Raw genomic sequence first — 19,553 nt, forward strand, 5'->3', positions numbered from 1 at the left:
TTGAATTACCCCTTTAGGATTGAATGGTGAGTTAGCGAGAAATCAGCCTAAGACTTTAAGCCATAGATAAAGCCCGGATAGCGTAATGAACAACACCGGGACCGTTAGAATAATGCCGGTCTTGAAGTAAGCGCCCCAGGAGATCTTCACGCCTTTGCTCGACAGTACATGCAGCCAAAGCAGGGTGGCGAGCGATCCGATCGGTGTAATCTTGGGGCCCAAATCGGAACCGATCACATTCGCATAGATGAACGCTTCACGAAATATGCCCGCCTTGTTCATACCGTGAATGGCCAGCGCATCGATCATGACGGTCGGCATATTGTTCATGATGGAGGAGAGAATGGCCGCAATGAAGCCGGAACCTACCGTTGCGACGAACAAGCCTTGCTCACCCGTCCATTTGAAGAGCTTGCCGAGCTCATCTGTCAAGCCAACGTTTCGAAGACCATAAACGACGACGTACATACCGATAGAGAAGACAACCACGGCCCATGGTGCTCCTTTTACAAGCTTCCAGGTATGGATTACCCGGCTCCGCCTAGCAAGGAACAAGAAGACGAGTGCTGCTGCGCCTGCAAAAATGGATACCGGAACCTCAATAAATTCACTCGTTAAATATGCGATGAGAAGAACGGCAAGGATGATCCAAGAGATCTTGAATAATCTGATGTCCTTAATCGCATCGACCGGTTTCTTCAGCTGAGTCAGGTCATAATGCTTCGGTATGCTGCTCCGATAGAAAAGGAAGAGCACCAGCAAGCTGGCAGCGACCGAGAAGAGCGTCGGAACGATCATCCGGCTGGCATACTCCGCAAATCCTACGCCGAAGAAGTCTGACGACACAATGTTCACGAGGTTGCTGACGACCAGCGGCAGCGAAGCTGTATCGGAGATGAATCCACTCGCCATGATGAAGGGAAGAATCATGCGTTCATCAAACTTCAGCGCTCTAACCATTGCCAGGACGATTGGCGTCAAGATGAGCGCTGCACCGTCATTTGCGAAGAATGCAGCAACCGCGGCGCCAAGCAAGATCACATAGACGAACATGAGATTCCCGTTCCCCTTGGCGAACCGAGCCATGTGAAGCGCTGCCCACTCGAAGAAACCAATCTCATCGAGTATGAGCGAAATCAGAATAACGGCCACGAACGCAAGTGTGGCGTTCCAAACAATCTGGGTTACGTCCCATACATCGTGAAAATGGACGACACCGCAGATTAAGGCGATAACAGCGCCGCCGCAAGCAGACCAGCCGATGTTAAGGCCTTTAGGCTGCCAGATAACAAATACTAACGTAATGAGAAAAATGATCGACGCAATAGCCAGCATAGTGCCTCCTGAAATTAGGTACAGCCTTGTGATTTCATAGCATTGATTTGTTCCTCCAGCGAAGGAAGATGTTCGATAACCTGCTTCAAATAAGGCTTATCTTCTACATTTAAAGAATAATAAACCCACTGGCTTCGCCGCTCTTCATTGATTAGACCGCCCGTTTTGAGTTTTTTCAAATGCTGGCTGACGTTAGGTTGTGAAGCCTCCAATAAATCGACGATATCGCAGACGCACATTTCTTTATGCCGGAGCAGCGCCATGATCGTCAATCTGGTTTTATCGGAGAGAAGCTTTAGGGATTCAGACACTTCTTCGATGGATTGCATGTTCATCCACACTCCTTTCCATTCCTTGCCTCTACGTTTGTATTATACACGACTGATTATATAAGTAAACAATTATATAACTGCATACTGATATTATAACTGCATTCAGCTATCTAAACGTTAGTGCGCAAAAATCTGGCGGCTAAGAAGCCGATTGCTTGCCATATAAGGCTTTGAGAAGCGGTGGCGTTGCAATCGTGGTCAGGATAACGGCAATTACCAAGGTAGTAAAATAGGTTCGGTTAACGAGATTTGAAGCAAGTCCGGTTGTGGCTAAAATGAGGGCAACTTCGCCGCGTGAAACCATGCCAGAGCCGATTATCAGTGAAGAATGCATATTGAAGCCGGTTAACCTGGCACCAAGTCCTGCACCGATTATTTTGGCGAGTACGGCAACAAGGGTCAACCCAACAATAAGACCCAATTGGTTGGAAAATCCTTCAAAGGAAACGGAAAGCCCGATGCTTACGTAAAAGACTGGCACAAACACAGCGTAGGCGATAGGCTCCATTTTTTTCTCTACTTCATGCTTAAATTCCGTTCTGGAAACGGCAATACCGGCAGCAAATGCACCAATAATTCCAGCGATGCCCAAGTATTCAGCGCCATAAGAGAAGAACAGGCAAATCATAAAGGCGGTACTAATAACCGGCTCGGTAATTTTAAGATGGGAGAACTTTTTCATGATATACGGAACGACTTTCCAGCCAACCAAAATAACCAAGGCGAAAAAGATCATTTTCTTTCCGATCACGAGGGAGATGCTAATTTGCTCGTTGGTTAAAAAGCTCATCATTACGGCAAGCGTAATGACGACTAGAATATCATCGACAAGCGCTGCACCTAAAACAGTTGTACTCTCGCGGCTTTTGAGCTGCCCAAGCTCGCGGAATGTCTGAACGGAAATGCTGACGGACGTAGCAGAGAGCAGCAAGCCTAGAAATATTGCGTGGCTATTGCCGAGTCCGAGTACAATTCCTGTCATATAGCCGCCTAGTAACGGCAGGATAATACCACCTACGGCAACGGCAATAGAAGAATTGCGATTATTATTAAGCTCCTTGATGTCCGTTTCAAGACCAGCCATAAACATCAGCAGCAATACTCCAATATGACTGAATGCTTGAATGACATCGGAGTTTTGAACCCAGCCGAGCACGGCGGGCCCGATAACAACGCCGATAACGAGCTTGCCTAACACCGATGGCTGCCCTAGTCTTACGGAAATATCTCCTGCGATTTTGGTGCTTAAGATGATGAGCATTAACGGTAAGAATAACGCCATGAGTCCACCCTTTCCCTAAAAAAACACAGAAAGAGCCTGTTCATTGAACAGACTCCACCTTGTGTTCCCGTATGTGATTTGGCTCATTATATCACATTTCACCGTTCCGGGAAAATAGGAAAAACGGATTAACGAATTATTAGCCTTGCTTCGGCCTGCCGGCGGAATACTTTGCGGATTATTAAACACATTTCCCGGATCATATTTCGCTTTTACTCTCCGCAAACGAGGATAGTTCGCGCCGTAGTAGACCGGTCCGGAATTTTTGATTCCTTGGTCCGGAACATTGATGTAGGACCCCACGATATATGGCTGCAGCTTCCGGCGCGTTTCGCGAGCGACGGCAATATTCTTGGCGGCATCGGATTTCTTGGTCCATGAGCTGTTCCACTCGACGTAAAATTTCGCTTTCCGCCAGTAGAATGCCGTCGCTTTAGGCGCTACGCGGCTTACGGCTCCGCCCCAGTTGAGAAAGAAGAAGCCCGCGAATTCGTCTTCTACCTGCTCTAAGAACTTACGCATGGACTTGATGGCCTTATCCGGGAACGGATGTCGGCCGAAACCGCTGGAGAACTGGTTGCTTTCCCTTTGCGTAAGGATAGGATCAGGAGGTAACAGGAAGTCCACAACTTTCGGGTAAGGTAATAAGCGAATGATCTTGCTCGTTGTCGTTCCGATGCTTGTCATGGGCTTTAATAGACGGAGCGCCTCCGTCTTGGATCCGAGGAAAAGCCCGTTCATGGTGACGTTACCGCCCTTTTTCGGACCGATCGACAGCTCGCTGCCCAGTCTGTTATCCACGCAGGGCGCCCATTTTTGCCAAGCTTTGAGTACCTCCGGGAATTGATCCCATGGCCAGGTGATGCGGTATACCGTAGCTTTCTCCGGAGCGGAATGCAGTTTGAATTTGTACTTGGTGTATACGCCGAAGTTACCGCCGCCGCCCCCTTTGGAAGCCCACAGGAGATCCGCGTTGCGTTTCTTGTTGGCGCGAATGACTCTACCTTTCGCGTCTACCATTTCGAGCGCAATCAAATTGTCGCTGACGAGGCCTCCGTTGAAGCGGTCCGATTCCTCCGCCTAGCGTGATGCCGCCGATCCCTACGGTAGGACTGTCGCCAAACGGAGCGATATATCCGAGCGGCGCAAGCGTTTTAGCTATTCTTCCTACGGTGTTGCCCGATCCGACAATGGCAGTGCTTTTCTTTTTATTTAGATGAATTTGCTTCATTTTACTGACATCGATGACAAGGCCTCGTTGACCTGTGAAAGAATGACTTCCAGAGAATGCCTTCCGCTTCTCGGACGGATGGGAACCTTGTGCGCGCATATAATTACACTTGACCCAGCATATGGTACGTTATATCGTATGAAGGACATCCGACTATGGAGTGGGCAAATGCAGTTATTACAACGTTTTAATGAGGAGTGATTGCATGGACAGTCTTGAAGTTGTTCGAAAATTTTATGATGAAACTGTTGAATATGAATGGAACCGGCTTGAACGCCACCAAGTCGAATATGAGCTTACTAAACGGTATATAACCCGCTATGTTCAACCAAATGACAAGGTGTTGGACCTCGGTGGGGGTCCTGGTAAGTATTCCCTTTACCTTTCGGAGCTCGGCTGCCAGGTAACCTTAGCGGACCTTTCCCAGAACAACGTAGACTTTGCATTGCGGAAGGCACAAGAACTTGAACTGCCTCTGAAAGGATTACAAGTAGATTGCAGAGACTTATCAGGAATTGAAGATGACCAATATGACCACATTCTCTGCATGGGACCGATGTATCATCTAATGGAAGAGGACGACAGGATTGTCACGATTAATGAATGCTTGCGAAAATTAAAGCCAAACGGGACACTGTTTGTGGCATTTGTATCTTCGTATTCATTCGTATGGGATTATCTACTTCGGGACCCAAGCTTGATATTGAACAAGGAGAATCGTTCTCAGCTTCATGCAATAGTCGAAGATAAGAATTTTACGGGATACGGGTTTTCGGAAAATTTCTTCATACGCCCAAGAGATGTGCTTTCTTTTTTCAAGCCTTTTTGCCTGGAAAAGCTTCATCTCCTTAATTGCGAGAGCTTCTTATATATGCGCGAAACAGAGCTCCTAAGACAATCACCAGAAGTGGTAACGGCATGGCTCGATTTAGCAGAGCAAGTGTGCGAGCGCGAAGATTTGCTGAGTATAGCTGAACATTTGATGTACATTGGACGCAAACAGCAATGATAGCTATAACGAGAGGCGCTTAAACATTGTCGGATGACAAGAATATGATCTCATTACAGGCCGCGTAAATCGCGGCCTTTTCTGTGTTATGGGTTTTTTCTTTTCATGTTTATTTCAGAATTCCTTGGTATATTTGAGTTCTATGGACTCGTCACAACAGGAGGTAAGGGGATTATGCGTATTTTGCTGGCTGAGGACGATGAGATGCTTGGTGAGCTCACCGAGCATCAGCTGAAGCGGCACTATTATGTTGTCGACCATACACAGACGATGTTTAAGATGAAGGAGAAGAAAGAGAAGAAATAAGATGGGCATGAAGCCTGCCGGAGACGGCGGCTTTTTTTATGTGGTTAGTCAGAACACCGGTTGGCGGCCTACACGTTTGTTAATTTCGCCTGAATTTCTTTTAAAAATAAATCGGCAGCAGCCGAAAAGACCTGATGCTTTTTCCAAACCATACTTAAACCAGATTCAAGTTTTGGCTGAAGAAATTTAAAACAAAGGTTACTATCACGAGACGTATCCACAATTTTATCAAGCGTTATTGCATAACCAATACCTTCTTTAACCATAATCGCAGCATTATAAGCAAGATTGTATGTAGCCACGACATTTAATTTACCAAAATCCTCGCCAAACCAATCCGAAAATTCATTTTTAGAAAACGTCTGCTTCATAGCCTGTCTTGAACAGATTAGTGGAACATTTCTTAAATCCGCTGGTTGGATGGCAGCTTTCCAAGCAAGGGGACTGTCTTCCCTCATAATAACGCCCCAGACATCTTTGGCGGGGATATTGATATAATTGTATTTTGATACTTCGGCTGGTTGAATTAATATGCCAAAGTCAAGCAATCCCTTGTCAAGCCGTTCAGTTACATCATCCTCGTTTCCGCTATAGAGGTGATACCGTATATTTGGATAACTAAACTGTAATTCTTTAATTACCCGTGCAATCAGTTTCATGGCTTCTGTTTCCCCGCCGCCTATGTAAATATCACCGCTAATTGTTTCTTCCATGGAGCTAAACTCCGCCTCTAATTTATCGACCATATCAACGATTTCTTCGGCTCTCTTTCTTAAGAGCATGCCTTCATCAGTAAGAACGATACTGTGACTGCTGCGAATAAATAGTTTTTTTCCTAGCGCTTGCTCAAGATCTTTTAATTGTCTAGACAGGGTTGGTTGTGTAAGATGCAAAAAATCAGCCGCCGCCGTAATGCTGCCTTCTCTTGCAACAGTAAGAAAATAACGCAAAACTCTAACTTCCATCTAAACGCCTCCTTGTTGCTTTATCATACACGTTCATGAAATGCCCAATAAGCATATCTTATTATAAGATATGAGTATTTGTTATATACAAATTGTAAGCTAAAATAAATACAAAGAGCAATATGATTCACATCACACTTGGAAAGGCTGGAGGCAATGAATAACATGGATGCGTCAAAGGTTTGGTTTATCACGGGAGCCGGTCGGGGAATGGGCACAACAATCGCGAAGGCTGCTTTGAACGCGGGACACAGGGTAGTCGCTACCGGCCGTAACACGAATGTAGTGGGCAAGGCAATCGGTGAAAACGAAAATGTAAGGGTCGTCCAATTGGACGTCACCCGGCCTGAAGATGCACAATCCGCAGTCAATGCGGCAATCGACCAGTTCGGTACCATCGATGTGCTGGTCAATAATGCTGCACACTATTATGGGGGGTTCTTCGAGGAACTGACCTCGGAACAAATCGAACGTCAGCTGCAAGTGGCCTTATTTGGCCCCATGCATGTTACCCGGACAGTGTTGCCGGTCATGCGCAAGCAACGTTCCGGTCATATCATCTCGATTTCATCGGGCGCTGGCCTTTCTGGATTCGAGTTCAATTCCGCCTATTGCGCATCGAAATTTGCGCTTGAGGGGTGGATGGAGTCGCTGGCGCCAGAGGTAACCCCATTCGGCATTCATACGACCATTGTCAACCCGGGCTTTTTCCGTACGGAACTTCTAACGGAGGCGTCATCAACTTACGCCAAACCATCGTTTGAGGACTATGCGGAACGCAGAGCTAATTACTTGGCATTTTTTAATGGACAGAACGGGCAACAGTCCGGCGATCCGAACAAGCTTGCGAGCGCGCTCCTCATGATTGCTAGCCAAGAGCAACCGCCGAAGCGCTTAATCGCAGGCGCTGACGCAATTGGTATTGCAAAGCAGAAGATTGTCGATCTCCAGGCGCAGATCAATCCCTACCGTGATCTCTCGACGTCCATGGCCTATGACGATTAAACGCAATCAGTTGCTTGTCTATATATTAACACTGGGTGTATTCAGTATCTTAAATACCGAGATGGGCGTAATCGGAATCTTGCCTTTCATTGCGGACCACTTCGGTGTCAGCATTTCCACTGCTGGGTTAATCGTGAGTCTCTTTGCGCTGACGGTTGCCGTCTCTGGCCCCATATTACCTTCATTGTTTTCGCGGATGAACCGCAAGAAAGTCATGCTGTTTGTGCTTGGCATTTTTATTGTGAGTAATCTTGTTTCCGCTATCACAACAGACTTTACCGTATTATTGATTGCACGTGTCGTTCCGGCATTTTTCCATCCTGTTTATTGTTCAATGGCATTTACCGTCGCAGCTGCGTCCGTAAGCAAGGATGACGCTTCGAAGGCAGTGGCCAAAGTATTCGTTGGTGTGTCTGCAGGGATGGTGCTTGGCGTACCTGTCTCAAGTTTGATTGCTACCGCCACTTCGCTGGCTTATGCGATGTTGTTCTTTGCTGCTGTAACGACAGTCGCATTCATGGCAACACTTCTGTGCGTACCATCGATGCCTGTTGTGAAAAGTCTCACTTATGGTACTCAGTTACGCGTATTAAGAAGATCCATAATATGGCTCTCCGTTGCCGCTGTGATCTTCATGAACGGAGCCGTATTCGGGGTGTACAGTTACCTTGCCGAGTATCTGAAAACCGTGACTAATTATGCCGGGAATACAATTAGTTTGATGTTATTCCTATATGGTGCGGCCAATATTGTTGGAAACATGATTGCAGGGAAGCTGCTTACCAATCATGCATTAAGAACGGTAATGACTTATCCGTTTGCGTTGGGAGCAGTTTACACCCTGCTTTTCATCATGGGACAGTTCAGTGTGCCAATGGCCATCATTATTTTGATTTGGGGAGTATTGGGCGGCATAGGAGGCAACATAACTCAATATTGGATTGTGTCTGCATCACCTGAGGCTCCCGAATTCGCGAATGGCATCTTTCTGACATCCGCCAACCTGGGAACAACACTTGGTGCAAGTGTATGCGGACTATTCATATCAGGTTTAAGTACGCAATACGTCGTACTTGGGGGAATCTTGTTCCTGATACTAAGCATCGCTGCAATTTATCCAAGAAACTTCATGCACGGACAATTGGAGGTTTCCAATGATGCAAGATAAGTCTTTCCTAGGGACTTGATTTATTCCGACATCTTAGTACAATAGTTTTATGACTACTGAGAAGATATTGAATGATGAGCACAGGGCCAGAATATTTAAGGCATTAGCTGATGAAACAAGATTAGAAATCATACGAGGTCTATACGCTAACATGAAGGAGATGAATTGCGGAGAAGTAAACGACATTCATGGTACTTCAAAATCGAATAATTCGTATCATTTGCGTACATTAAGGGAGGCGAAATTGATCACGGTACGTAAAGAAGCGCAAACGAGGTATATGAGCATTAATTTGGAGACCTTTCAGACTTACTTGCCCGGATTTCTTGATACGTTGTAGAAAGAAATCCTTTTTTTTACTCTTTAGTTCATAATTTATTGAATTACAAAACAACTGAAAAGGGCTAGGGCTTGTATCATAAATGCATGACGCGAGGGCGTACAACTACGACAACAGGGCCTCCTGGGCGCTCGTTGGTCTCGACAACCCCGAGCTGTACAGGAGGCCCTGCTGTCATGCACACCCGCCTGAAAGATCACCCGACCGGGAAACCGCACTCGAACCCACGCTCACCTGATTGGTAGAGCAACGGCTTCTAACCCTCGACGAACCTGACCGTCTCGTCGAGCGGCGCCCGGCCCGTACGGGCGTGACTCACCGTGACGTCCTCGAACCCGATCGACATGCCGCAGAAGAGGATGAGATCTTCCGGGGGTGATAGGATCTCCGCGACGGTCTTGTGATACTTCGCCCACGCCATCTGCGTACAACTGTGCAGCCCTTCGGCGCGGAGCAACAGCATGACGGTCTGCAGATACATGCCCACATCGGCCCATTGGGGCGGGCACATGTCGCGGTCGATGTAGCAGAACAGGGCGGCGGGCGCGCCGAAACAGTCCCAGTTCGCGGAAGCGGCCCTCTGGCTCGCCTCCCTGTCCTCGCGCAAGATACCGAGTGCGCCGTAGCGCTGCTTGCCGAAGGCGGATCGGCGCTCGTGGTACGGGGACTTCAGTGCGGGCGGGTACTGATCGTACTCCGGCTCGTCCCAGGGGTCGCCTGCGGCTACGCGATCGCCGGCGCGCTTCTTGAGCTCGGTCAGCGGCGCGCCGGTCAGCACGTAGGCGTGCCACGGCTGGAGGTTCGATCCGGACGGCGACCAAGCCGCGGCGGACAGCACGCGCTCCAGCACCTCCTTCGGTATAGGCCGGTCGGTGAATCCGCGCACTGCCCGTCGGCTCGTCACCGCCTCATAGACGTCCATGATCTCCCACCTTCCTATCTGTGCCGAAGTAGCGTGCGTGGACGTCTGTGGTCACCTGACGTGCGTCTTTGTTCGCGCTCAAAAATCGGCGCACGAGATCGAGGCATATCTTTTCGGGGCCAGCCACTTCAACCATGCCATTCATAGGCACCCCGAGTGTGACGTCGGCCAGTGCAGCCGCAACGTCATCCGACAAGATTGGCTGGAGAAATGCAGGCGACAAGCGAACAGTTTGTCCATCGCTGGCCTCTTGGGCGATGCCGCCGACGAACTCGAAGAACTGCGTTGCACGAAGGATGGTATAGGGAACGTTCGAAGCCTTGATCAGATTTTCTTGGGCCACCTTCGCTCGGTAGTACCCATTCTGGGGAAGACAGTCGGTGCCGACGACCGACAGTTCAACGTGATGTCCCTCACCAGCGGCCGCTTCTGCGGCCAGGAGATTGCGACCTGATGTCTCGAAGAACTCGCCTGTGCTAGGTGATGCCTCAACGACCTGATGGCCAAGCTTCGTGAGCTTGTGAACAAGTTTTTTTCCGATGAGCCCACTGCCGCCAATAACCACAATCTTCATACTGAACCTCCTACTTCGTAGCCCGGGCTTGTGATGTCTAAACATAAATTCTAATGATCGCTGGAAAGCCTTGGATAAGCATTCTATGTAATTTCCATAGAAGATCATATAGATAGCATTAGTATTTCATTAACGATGAGGATCATACCATGCAACAACGAAATCCAAGCTCCGTCGTTCATAATACGCTGAACCTGCATTAATATTTTTAAGAAACACTTTCGCATTGCTTCCATCAGGGTTCGAATTCCACACATCCCCATGCTCCCAGTCAGATCGGATCCAGGGGTCAGTTTTTTGTTTTGTTTGAGAAAATAGGGACCGAAGTCTAAAGAAGAACAGTTTTAAACTGTCTGGTTCGGGTTATCCTGAAGATGGATATGAAAGTGGAGGCGAAGGGACAACATGGTGAAAGACAGATTATGGCGTCAGGATTTCGTAACGATCAGTTTATGTCATTTTTTTATCTTCATGACCTTTTATATTTTAGCCGTGACCTTGCCGCAGTTCGTACTCGAGGAGCTGCATGAGAATAAGCAAGGAATCGGACTTGTAATCACGCTTTTTGTTATTACTGCGGTCATTTCAAGACCTTTAACTGGGAAGTGGCTAGAAGAGATTAACAGACGCAAGCTTTTAGTTATTTCATTGATTATTTCCACGGTGTGCAGCTTTTTGTATACATGGATTGACAACAATTCCATGCTCCTCGGGCTGCGGATTATTCATGGCTTTGCTTTTGGAATTGTGACCACATCCACTCCAGCCATTGCTCTGGATACGATCCCTGAAGATCGGAAAGGAGAGGGAGTCGGGTATTTTAGTTTGTTTATGAGTCTTGCGATGGTAATCGGGCCTTTTGTAGGCTTATGGATAACAGCGCAAGCTAGTTACGGTGTCTTGTTCCTAACAGTCGCTGTATTTTCGCTGCTGTCTTTATTGTTCGGGATGTTCACAAGTTTTCCTAAACATGCGGACCGTTCAACATCAGTAGCTGTTGTAAAGGGGTTTAGACGTTACATTGAGACGCCGGCAATACCTATTTCCATAGCAGGTTTTTTTCTTGCTTTTTCTTATGGTGCCTTATCTACATTTATCTCCGTATATGCCAAAACCCTTGGTCTGGAGCGTAGTGCAAGCTACTTCTTTGTCATACTCGCATTGATGATCCTTATAAGTCGTCCCTTTACCGGCCGATTGTTCGATCGAAAAGGAGAACATATCCTCGCTTATCCAGGAATCATCTTATTCATTATCGGGATGATTATGTTGAGCCAAGCTTATTCGACACCTGTATTTCTTATTTCGGCAGGAATTATTGGACTCGGATATGGCGCTATCTTTCCTAGCTTTATGACCATAGCGATTAAATCCTCTTCCGGTCATCGTAGAGGCGTCGCAATCAGTACGTTTTTAGTGTTTTTTGACTCAGGGTATGGGATAGGTTCTTATCTGCTCGGCATTCTTGCGGCAGTGACAAGCTATCACACGATGTATCTGATCGGTGGACTTCTTATGATAATAACACTTGTCGTTTATTACTTATTCCATCATCGGAGACAGAAAATATAAGTTATCGCACTCACCTTCTCCCCGAATTTGCATAATAGATGACACGTCATTTATAGTATTAGATGACAGAACATCTAAAGGAGGGGAGTTTTATGACCAAAATTCATGTATGGCAAACTGGATCCGTTCGCATTGACCGTTCTCTAGCTTTTCGGGAGAAAACGATGCACCCTGCCCCTTATACAGGTTTTATGCGTTCAGAATCCTGCAAAACTTGGGTTCCCGTTTCCACGTATCTTATTGATCATCCAAAAGGACGAGTTCTAATCGATACGGGGTGGCATGAAGACATGCGTACAAATCCGAAGCGTCACTTGGGATGGTTTTCTCACGCGATGTTTCAGGGGAAACTGCCGGCCGGACAGTCGATTAGAGAGCAATTGGAGACTTTGGGACTTAAGGCCGCGGACCTCGATTATGTGCTTCTCACGCATCTACATTCAGATCATGTTAGCGGAGTCAGCCATGTTCGCAGTGCGAGAAGAATCCTAACTAGTGAAGTGGAATGGAAAGCAGCTGAAAAGGATTTCGGCTATATCCGTTCGATGTGGCGCGACGTACCGATTGATACCTTTTCATTGGAAACCATTCCGTTCGGTCCTTACAATAAAGGAATCGACTTGTTTCAGGATGGTTCAGTGTATCTCGTACATACGCCAGGGCACAGTAAGGGACAATTTTCGGTCATGGTCGCTACATCACAGGGTTGGGTACTGATCGTAGCGGATGTGGGCTATGCACAACGATCTTGGAAGGAATTAATACTCCCCGGATTAACGACGAACAAAAGGGAGGCGAGCAGTTCGCTCCAATGGGTAAGTGATTTTTCCAAAAGGGACGACTGTCGCATCGTGTTGGCTAATCATGACCCGGAAGTCATTCCACATATTATTGCTTAATGAATTGGAGAACCAGACGACTATGCCTCATTTCGAAACTGAACGTTTCCGGTATTTTATTCTCGCTGCTCAACGACTAGGAAACAGGCAATTGAACGAATTTATGAAGACAATCCATTTAACCGCGTCTCAAGCAGAGGTCATCCGCGTACTTGAACAACGACAGCCGCTTTCGTTAAAGGAATTGGGAGGATTGTTAGTATGTGAGTCCGGAAGTCCATCTCGTTTAATCGATCGGATGGCAGAAGAAGCATTATTGGAGAAAGTCGTGAACCCTTCCGATGCGAGGTATCTGTTATTGCAGCTGACGGAGAAAGGGATAGAAAAAGCCGAGCACATTAAAGACTTCGAGTCCAAAATGTATCAAGACTTAGAGCAGCTAATTACTCCAAGTGAATTAGCAATGGTAACGGATACACTCGAAAAGCTGATAAGCCAATTTTCGATAATTGACACCCTTAGACGCCGGAATTTTTTGCGTAATTCATAATCTTGATGGGAGATGCTGTTGGTTCCGTTGTTCTGCGTACAATAGGATACCCTCCATATTTTTGGATAAGATAACATATGCTTATTTTTCCGTTGGGAAATTGTCCGCATCCCCCAGCAAAGTGTACCGACAAACATCTATCCTATTGAGGTGAAACAGATGAGCGAGAACGATTACATGAAGGTAATTCACAAAATCGCAAAAAACTATTCAGGCCCACTCGGCGCTAGTGACCTAATCGAACGAGCTGGCAGTGCCAAATTCACGCTGCTTGGTGAGGCTTCCCATGGAACCTCCGAATTTTATACGCACCGAGCGGCTTTATCTAAACGTCTCATCGAGGAAAAAGGGTATACCTTTATCGCCGTCGAAGGGGATTGGCCTTCGTGCTTTGCGCTGAATCGATATATTAAGGGACATGCCGGATCCAATGTGCGGGAAGCCCTGAAGGATTTTGCCCGTTGGCCGACTTGGATGTGGGCTAACCAAGAGATTGCCGAATTCGCGGAATGGCTTCGAAGCTATAATTCGGGAAAACCCGAGGAAGAGAAGGTTGGCTTCTACGGAATCGACGTGTACAGCCTGTGGGAGTCATTGAACGAGCTGCTAGGTTACTTGGAATCGAAGGGCGGCGAGGCGTTAGAGGCTGCCAAGCGCGTATTCGAGTGTTTCGAGCCGCACGGTGGTGACGAGCAAAGCTATGGCGTGGCTTCGTCGTTGTATGGCGAGGGCTGTGAAGACGAGGTCGTCCGTTTGCTGCGCCGGCTGCAAGACAAGTGGAAGGATTCCGTGCTCATACAAGACCGAGAGCAAGAGCTAAGTGCAGAGTTGAACGCCCTAGCCGTCCATGATGCGGAGAACTATTACCGAACAATGATTCGTTACGATGCCCAATCTTGGAACGTTCGGGATCGTCATATGGTGGAAGTTCTTGAGAAGCTGATGGCATTCCATGGGGAGAGCGCACGAGCAATTGTGTGGGAGCACAACACGCATATCGGGGATGCAAGAGCGACGGACATGAAAGACGAAGGCATGGTCAACGTCGGCCAATTGCTTAGGGAGAAGTACGGGGAAGATGTATACGCCGTTGGATTCGGCACGTATGAAGGAAGCGTTATCGCAGGAAGATCGTGGGGAGCACCTGCCCAAGAGATGACCGTTCCGCCCGCGATGCACGGAAGCTGGGAGGAGCTGCTTCACCGGCTCGGTCCGAAAGACAAGCTTCTACTTTTCCCCGCGAACGATTCTGTATTGGACGAAGCCATTCTCGGACACCGAGCGATCGGCGTCGTGTATCACCCCGAAAGAGAGAGGGGGAATTACGTTCCGACTTGTCTGTCTAAGCGTTATGATGCATTTATCTATATCGGCCAGACGAAGGCGTTGTCTCCGCTCGTGTTCGAACCCGTACAGGCTTGAAGATCTCAGAATCGAAAATTAAAGTTGACGAGATGACTTAGAAAAAGTCATCTTTTTTTATGGGTAAAAGAACGGAAAAAATAAACCTCTTCAAGATAAAAGAGGTCAACCAGTAAAAACAGACTGACCTCATAAAACGAAACGGGCTGGATAGTGCAAAAAGTCACTTAATTTGTTGGTTTTTGCAAACGCGGGTTCAAACCAAGACCATTCATTCAACTAACTTGCAGCAGGATAGTTAAATAATTTTCACGAATATGTATAAAATTGAAGTGTTTGCGAAGTTCGTAAATATGACGTTAGGCGACATCAGATGTCAGGAGGATATATGAATTTAAATCAATGGACGGATTTAAACTATTTATTGAAAGGAAATGCAACTCAAGCTGAGGTTTATCAGCTTTTGCAGGAGCATAAAATACTAGATTTACTTGGAGAATATAACCCGATTCTGGTTGGTACAGTTCCAATCGAGATAAATGTCATTGGTAGCGATCTTGATATTATTTGCGAAGTACAAGACTTTATTAAATTTGAATTAATAGCTAGAGAGAAGTTTAGTACCTATCTTGGATTTTCCGTAACGAAAGAGATGGAAAGAATCACAATCAATTTCACAATTAAGGATTGGCCCATTGAGGTTTTCGGGCAAGGTATGGATACAACTGAACAAAACGGTTTTAAACATATGATCATTGAATACAGAATGTTAGAACTGTATGGACATAATTTCAAAAAACAGATAATTAAATTAAAGCAGACAGGCCTAAAAACGGAACCGGCATTTACAAAACTATTAAACCTAAAGGGAGACCCATATTTGAAATTGTTAGAACTATATAATTGCAAAGACGAAGAATTAAGGGAGATGTGGATTGATTCAGATGACGTCGCCTAACACCGTATTCACGCTGCGGGCTTACGCCCTTGGTCCGGACCGAAGTAGAGAAGCCAGGTAGTGGATTCAGCTGGACAACCACTGCGAGGCTAAGTCTGACGACCCGTTCCCTCCAGTCACTTAAGCCTCTCGGGTTCGTGAATACAGTAACGTTATATGCAATCGGGGCAGTGCGAGATTTTAAATACTAACGAAGAGTTATTTGAAGGCGAAGCCAGTCACTTCTGTCCTAGCAACCGGACAAATTGATAAAAAAACTTAAAGACGGTGATTGTTTTGTCAGTTGCTGCAATAATTCTAGAACCTAAAGATACAGATTTCTATGTACCCGTTGCAACAGAGAGTTTTTTTCAGAGAGCATGGGTTCCTGCCATAAAGGAGTTAAATCTGGAGTTACTTTTGTTGTTAAACCCGGGGTTAGATCTTACTAAAAAGGATCTCTCTCCACTAATTCAAGAATTAGAAAAAATAAAAAGCTGGGCTGAAGCAAAATTACATAAAGATGAATTAGATTATTTAAAAAGAAGAATAGATTCCCTCAAAGTTAAGTTAATAGAGGCATTTAATAATGGAGCAATTACTATATTCATTGGATAAGCATCATTTTATTGAGGGTTTACATAGAAATCCTTATGTTGAGTTGATCCAGTGAATACTGTGATTGATTAAAGCAATCTATAAATGGATCCTGGAATTTTAAAGAGCATCAAGAATAGAAGCAAAAATTCAAGTTATGAGAGATTGGAGCATTGAGAGTATTTCAGGAAGGCCCCGACAGCATATAACACTATATTCACGCTTCGGGCCATTCGGCCCTCGGTCCGGCCGAGGGTTTTCAGGGGAAGCTGAATCAGTCGGACAACCACTGCGAGCCTAAGTCTGACGACTCGTTCCCTACGGTCACTTAAGGCTCTCGGGTTCGTGAATACACCAACGTTATCGGAAATAAACGAAAGGACAAGAGAGCATGTATAAACAAGAAGCGGTATTTAAATTTAAAGAAGTATTCAATCCGCAAGAAGTATTATCTCAGTGGATTATAAAATTATCTATGGCACGAAATGATTTTCTATATGTACACAATAGACTCTTTGAATTAAGTGACAAGAAAGATAAAGCCGGAGAGAATTTTTATTATTTTAGAATAGCACTATCGCATTATAGGGAAGCAATAAAATATATTGACAAGCATAAAGAGAAAAAGAAAATTATTGAGTTTATTAGTATTTTAGACAAAAAAACCAAAGATGATTACCGGAAATTAATTGAGTCATGTTCTCCTTGGGATGGCTCTTTTGTTAAAGAAAAAATACTGCCAGTAAGAAATAACCTATTTCATTATTATAATGATGACTTTCAATTAAATTTAGAGAATTTGGATGATTTCTTTACAAGAGTAATAGTCTCAGGCAACAGTCGGAGTGAAGTGGATTTAGTATTTGCAGATGATGTATCTTTAAAAATTAGCTTTGGAAATATTGAAGAACAAGAATTTAAGGAAATACTATTGGAATTAGTTCAATTATTAGTAGCATTCATTAGATTTATAGATAAGGCTATTAGTACTTATTTATTAATTAAACAGCAAAGAGTAAGTTACTTTGTAAGGAGCTCAAAGTAGTCGTTTACATCCGATAACACCGTATTCACGCTGCGGGCTTACGCCCTTGGTCCGACCGAAGTAGAAGTGCCGTGGGGAACTCAGTCGGACAACCCAGCGAGGCTAAGTCTGACGACCCGTTCCCTTCAGTCACTTAAGCCTCTCGGGCTCGTGAGTTATGATGACGAGGCCAGCTCCTAATTGTACAACGTAGGTTATAGAGGTGTTTATGGACAAACTACTCTACAGAGCTACAACAAAAAGGAGCTGGTTAACATGAATAGTACCACAAAATATATCGGGATGGATGTCTCGAAGGAAACCATCGCTGTTGCAATCGCTGAATCCGGAAGAGAAGAACCGCGGTTCTGGGGAACCATTCCGCACAAGCCAGAGGCTGTGAGGAAGTTGTTGAAGCAGCTCGGGGAGAAAGAACAATTGGAGGTCTGCTATGAAGCTGGACCAACGGGTTATGAATTGTATCGATGGCTAACGAGCATGGGGGTCAGCTGTATCGTGGTGGCACCGTCGCTCATACCTAAACGGGCAGGAGACCGTGTGAAAACAGACCGCAGAGATGCGATGCGACTGGCTCAATTGTTTAGAGCCGGTGAACTTACAAGTGTCTATGTACCGGATCGGGATACGGAGGCATTGCGGGATTTAGTACGAGCCAGAGAAGATGCAAAAGAAGATCTGCATCGTGCAAGACAACGCATGGTGAAACTTGTTGCGTCATCAAATCCATCAACCCGTGCATTTGAAAAAACGATGGACGAAGAGTTACAAGAAGTGGCTAGGCGCATTGAAATTTGAGCGCACTGCGGAGCATTATGTATTCCAGGACTACCTCCATGTGGTCTTAGAGAGTGAACACCGATTAGAGCGGTTGGAAAACGAAATTAAACGGGAGAGTACAACGGCGCCGCAAGCGGAGGTGATTCAAGCTGTGCAGGCACTTCGGGGTGTGGGACTCGTAACTGCAGTAACCCTAGTAGCAGAAATCGGGAGTTTCGCAAGGTTTCGAAATCCACAGCAGCTAATGGCGTATGCGGGTATCGTGCCACAAGAACGATCGAGTGGGGAGTCAAGCTGGCGAGGACGAATAACGAAGTCTGGAAATGCGCATATACGGAGGGTAGTAACGGAAGCGGCATGGCAATACCGGCACCGGCCGGCAATGACGGAGAGAATGCAGGTAAAGAACCAAAAGCAAGAGGCAGCAGTACAAGCGATTGCATGGAAAGCGCAGCATCGGTTGCATGGGCGGTATTTTCGACTTATTGTACAACGAGGCAAGCAAAAATGTGTAGCAGCAACAGCAATAGCGAGAGAACTGTTAGGGTTTATCTGGGCAATTGCGCGGGAAGTGGAACAGACTCGAGCAGCTGGTTAAAAGCAAACGTGATGTAAACCAAGGAAGAAAAGGAAAAGGCTGAATTCCTGGGCCCGAAGGCAACGCGAGAGAGGGAATGGATTCGCGTCTTGTATTTGCATTAGTCCTAAAGGGTGAACATGCGTCGTGAGTTAGCGAACAGATTCTCAGACGGTCGGATATAAAGTGTGGTACCCAACCCACGGATATCAGTGTGCCAACTGTCGAGTTGACTGTTGCCTTCGCGCCGAGGAATTCAGTGAAAATAAAGGGGGGCTAGACAAGCCTCGTCATATCAATACAAGAACGTTATATGCAATTGCCCTTAGAGCCTAGTAAACCTTTTTATTTGGAGGAATTTATATGTTGCGCTTTATCAATGAAATTCCAACTGATTTTCCAATTGGTGGCGTGCATTGTATACCCATTTTAGATGACGGGAACTTAATGATGGTTTGGGATAGAGAAGAGAAAGTCCTCACAACAATAGGAGGACGATTAGAATTAAATGAATCTATAAATGAAGGATTGGAAAGAGAAGTAATGGAGGAAGCAGGAATTGAAATAACGGATAAACGGACAACATTTGCAAGCTGGTTCTGGGAGGAAACACAAAGTTACACGATTTATATTTTAACAAACGTAAAGAGATTTTCAGAAATTCCAAAAGGATATGAAAAAACTGGATATGTAATCATGAATTTTGAAACCGCTATAGATATGATTAAGAAAATTGAAGGCAGAGGAGAACGAATAGAAATCATTAGAAAAGCAGGGATATTGTCAAGGCATCTCAGGGAAGAGGGCAACAGCAGATAACAACGTATT

The 19,553-nt window shown here is 45.9% G+C and carries 23 protein-coding genes; 15 read left to right on the forward strand and 8 right to left on the reverse strand.

Features of this window, described 5'->3' with window-relative positions; all coding sequences use genetic code 11:
- Positions 1-42 precede the first annotated feature (42 nt).
- The 5 genes from KXU80_RS03655 to KXU80_RS28265 form a co-directional block, all read right to left on the reverse strand.
- Positions 43-1,335, reverse strand: coding sequence for an arsenic transporter (locus KXU80_RS03655; RefSeq protein ID WP_308858179.1), 1,293 nt, complete (start codon positions 1,333-1,335; stop codon positions 43-45).
- A 14-nt stretch (positions 1,336-1,349) separates the two neighbouring features.
- The gene (locus KXU80_RS03660; protein WP_219836935.1) at positions 1,350-1,664 is read right to left on the reverse strand and encodes an ArsR/SmtB family transcription factor; all 315 of its coding nucleotides are present in this window, start codon (positions 1,662-1,664) and stop codon (positions 1,350-1,352) included.
- A gap of 142 nt (positions 1,665-1,806) precedes the next feature.
- Positions 1,807-2,949, reverse strand: a complete 1,143-nt coding sequence (locus KXU80_RS03665) for a cation:proton antiporter (protein ID WP_219836936.1) — start codon at positions 2,947-2,949, stop codon at positions 1,807-1,809.
- Between the two features lie 15 nt (positions 2,950-2,964).
- The gene (locus tag KXU80_RS03670) at positions 2,965-3,969 is read right to left on the reverse strand and encodes an FAD-binding oxidoreductase (protein ID WP_308858180.1); all 1,005 of its coding nucleotides are present in this window, start codon (positions 3,967-3,969) and stop codon (positions 2,965-2,967) included.
- Positions 3,950-4,279 carry an FAD-binding protein gene (locus KXU80_RS28265; protein ID WP_308858181.1) on the reverse strand — a complete coding sequence of 110 codons (330 nt, stop codon included), beginning with the start codon at positions 4,277-4,279 and terminating at the stop codon, positions 3,950-3,952. Before KXU80_RS28265 ends, KXU80_RS03670 begins: the two co-directional genes overlap by 20 nt.
- A 106-nt stretch (positions 4,280-4,385) precedes the next feature.
- Here KXU80_RS28265 and KXU80_RS03675 point away from each other — a divergent pair, with 106 nt between their 5' ends.
- Both KXU80_RS03675 and KXU80_RS27800 read left to right on the forward strand, forming a co-directional pair.
- Positions 4,386-5,189 carry a class I SAM-dependent methyltransferase gene (locus KXU80_RS03675; protein ID WP_219836937.1) on the forward strand — a complete coding sequence of 268 codons (804 nt, stop codon included), beginning with the start codon at positions 4,386-4,388 and terminating at the stop codon, positions 5,187-5,189.
- 174 nt (positions 5,190-5,363) lie between these two features.
- Positions 5,364-5,495, forward strand: coding sequence for a response regulator (locus KXU80_RS27800; RefSeq protein WP_258171230.1), 132 nt, complete (start codon positions 5,364-5,366; stop codon positions 5,493-5,495).
- Between the two features lie 68 nt (positions 5,496-5,563).
- Here KXU80_RS27800 and KXU80_RS03680 read toward each other — a convergent pair whose 3' ends face one another.
- Positions 5,564-6,460, reverse strand: a complete 897-nt coding sequence (locus KXU80_RS03680) for a LysR family transcriptional regulator (RefSeq protein ID WP_219836938.1) — start codon at positions 6,458-6,460, stop codon at positions 5,564-5,566.
- Between the two features lie 165 nt (positions 6,461-6,625).
- Here KXU80_RS03680 and KXU80_RS03685 point away from each other — a divergent pair, with 165 nt between their 5' ends.
- From KXU80_RS03685 to KXU80_RS03695, 3 genes are read left to right on the forward strand one after another with little or no spacing between them, the layout of a single operon-like run.
- Positions 6,626-7,465: an SDR family NAD(P)-dependent oxidoreductase gene (locus KXU80_RS03685; RefSeq protein WP_219836939.1), complete on the forward strand. Its 840-nt coding sequence runs from the start codon at positions 6,626-6,628 to the stop codon at positions 7,463-7,465.
- Positions 7,455-8,633, forward strand: coding sequence for an MFS transporter (locus tag KXU80_RS03690; RefSeq protein WP_219836940.1), 1,179 nt, complete (start codon positions 7,455-7,457; stop codon positions 8,631-8,633). The genes KXU80_RS03685 and KXU80_RS03690 overlap by 11 nt, the downstream gene beginning before the upstream one ends.
- Before the next feature lie 49 nt (positions 8,634-8,682).
- On the forward strand, positions 8,683-8,973 hold the full coding sequence (locus KXU80_RS03695; protein WP_219836941.1) for an ArsR/SmtB family transcription factor: 291 nt from the start codon (positions 8,683-8,685) through the stop codon (positions 8,971-8,973).
- A 256-nt stretch (positions 8,974-9,229) separates the two neighbouring features.
- Here the strand turns inward: KXU80_RS03695 and KXU80_RS03700 are convergent, their stop codons facing one another.
- Positions 9,230-9,895 (reverse strand): nitroreductase, encoded by a 666-nt coding sequence (locus KXU80_RS03700; RefSeq protein ID WP_219836942.1) that lies wholly within the window; start codon positions 9,893-9,895, stop codon positions 9,230-9,232.
- Positions 9,882-10,469, reverse strand: a complete 588-nt coding sequence (locus KXU80_RS03705) for an SDR family oxidoreductase (RefSeq protein WP_219836943.1) — start codon at positions 10,467-10,469, stop codon at positions 9,882-9,884. Before KXU80_RS03705 ends, KXU80_RS03700 begins: the two co-directional genes overlap by 14 nt.
- A gap of 405 nt (positions 10,470-10,874) precedes the next feature.
- Between KXU80_RS03705 and KXU80_RS03710 the strand changes: the two genes are divergently transcribed.
- The 10 genes from KXU80_RS03710 (at position 10,875) to KXU80_RS03750 (ending at position 19,544) form a co-directional block, all read left to right on the forward strand.
- Positions 10,875-12,041 (forward strand): MFS transporter, encoded by a 1,167-nt coding sequence (locus KXU80_RS03710; RefSeq protein ID WP_219836944.1) that lies wholly within the window; start codon positions 10,875-10,877, stop codon positions 12,039-12,041.
- Positions 12,042-12,133: 92 nt separating this feature from the next.
- A complete protein-coding gene (locus KXU80_RS03715) occupies positions 12,134-12,940 on the forward strand; it encodes an N-acyl homoserine lactonase family protein (protein ID WP_219836945.1) in 807 nt (268 codons plus the stop codon).
- A 91-nt stretch (positions 12,941-13,031) separates the two neighbouring features.
- A complete protein-coding gene (locus tag KXU80_RS03720; RefSeq protein ID WP_219836946.1) occupies positions 13,032-13,430 on the forward strand; it encodes a MarR family winged helix-turn-helix transcriptional regulator in 399 nt (132 codons plus the stop codon).
- 159 nt (positions 13,431-13,589) lie between these two features.
- On the forward strand, positions 13,590-14,852 hold the full coding sequence (locus KXU80_RS03725) for an erythromycin esterase family protein (protein ID WP_258171231.1): 1,263 nt from the start codon (positions 13,590-13,592) through the stop codon (positions 14,850-14,852).
- Positions 14,853-15,180: 328 nt separating this feature from the next.
- Positions 15,181-15,750 (forward strand): DUF4269 domain-containing protein, encoded by a 570-nt coding sequence (locus KXU80_RS03730; RefSeq protein WP_219836947.1) that lies wholly within the window; start codon positions 15,181-15,183, stop codon positions 15,748-15,750.
- Between the two features lie 276 nt (positions 15,751-16,026).
- On the forward strand, positions 16,027-16,347 hold the full coding sequence (locus KXU80_RS03735; RefSeq protein ID WP_219836948.1) for a hypothetical protein: 321 nt from the start codon (positions 16,027-16,029) through the stop codon (positions 16,345-16,347).
- A gap of 370 nt (positions 16,348-16,717) precedes the next feature.
- Positions 16,718-17,371, forward strand: coding sequence for a hypothetical protein (locus KXU80_RS03740; RefSeq protein WP_219836949.1), 654 nt, complete (start codon positions 16,718-16,720; stop codon positions 17,369-17,371).
- Positions 17,372-17,626: 255 nt separating this feature from the next.
- Positions 17,627-18,166 (forward strand): IS110 family transposase, encoded by a 540-nt coding sequence (locus tag KXU80_RS27805; protein ID WP_258171232.1) that lies wholly within the window; start codon positions 17,627-17,629, stop codon positions 18,164-18,166.
- A gap of 151 nt (positions 18,167-18,317) precedes the next feature.
- The gene (locus KXU80_RS27810) at positions 18,318-18,746 is read left to right on the forward strand and encodes a transposase (protein WP_258171403.1); all 429 of its coding nucleotides are present in this window, start codon (positions 18,318-18,320) and stop codon (positions 18,744-18,746) included.
- A gap of 342 nt (positions 18,747-19,088) precedes the next feature.
- Positions 19,089-19,544, forward strand: coding sequence for an NUDIX domain-containing protein (locus KXU80_RS03750; protein WP_219836950.1), 456 nt, complete (start codon positions 19,089-19,091; stop codon positions 19,542-19,544).
- Positions 19,545-19,553 lie beyond the last annotated feature (9 nt).

Source organism: Paenibacillus sp. R14(2021) (assembly GCF_019431355.1).
Lineage (GTDB): Bacteria > Bacillota > Bacilli > Paenibacillales > Paenibacillaceae > Paenibacillus_Z.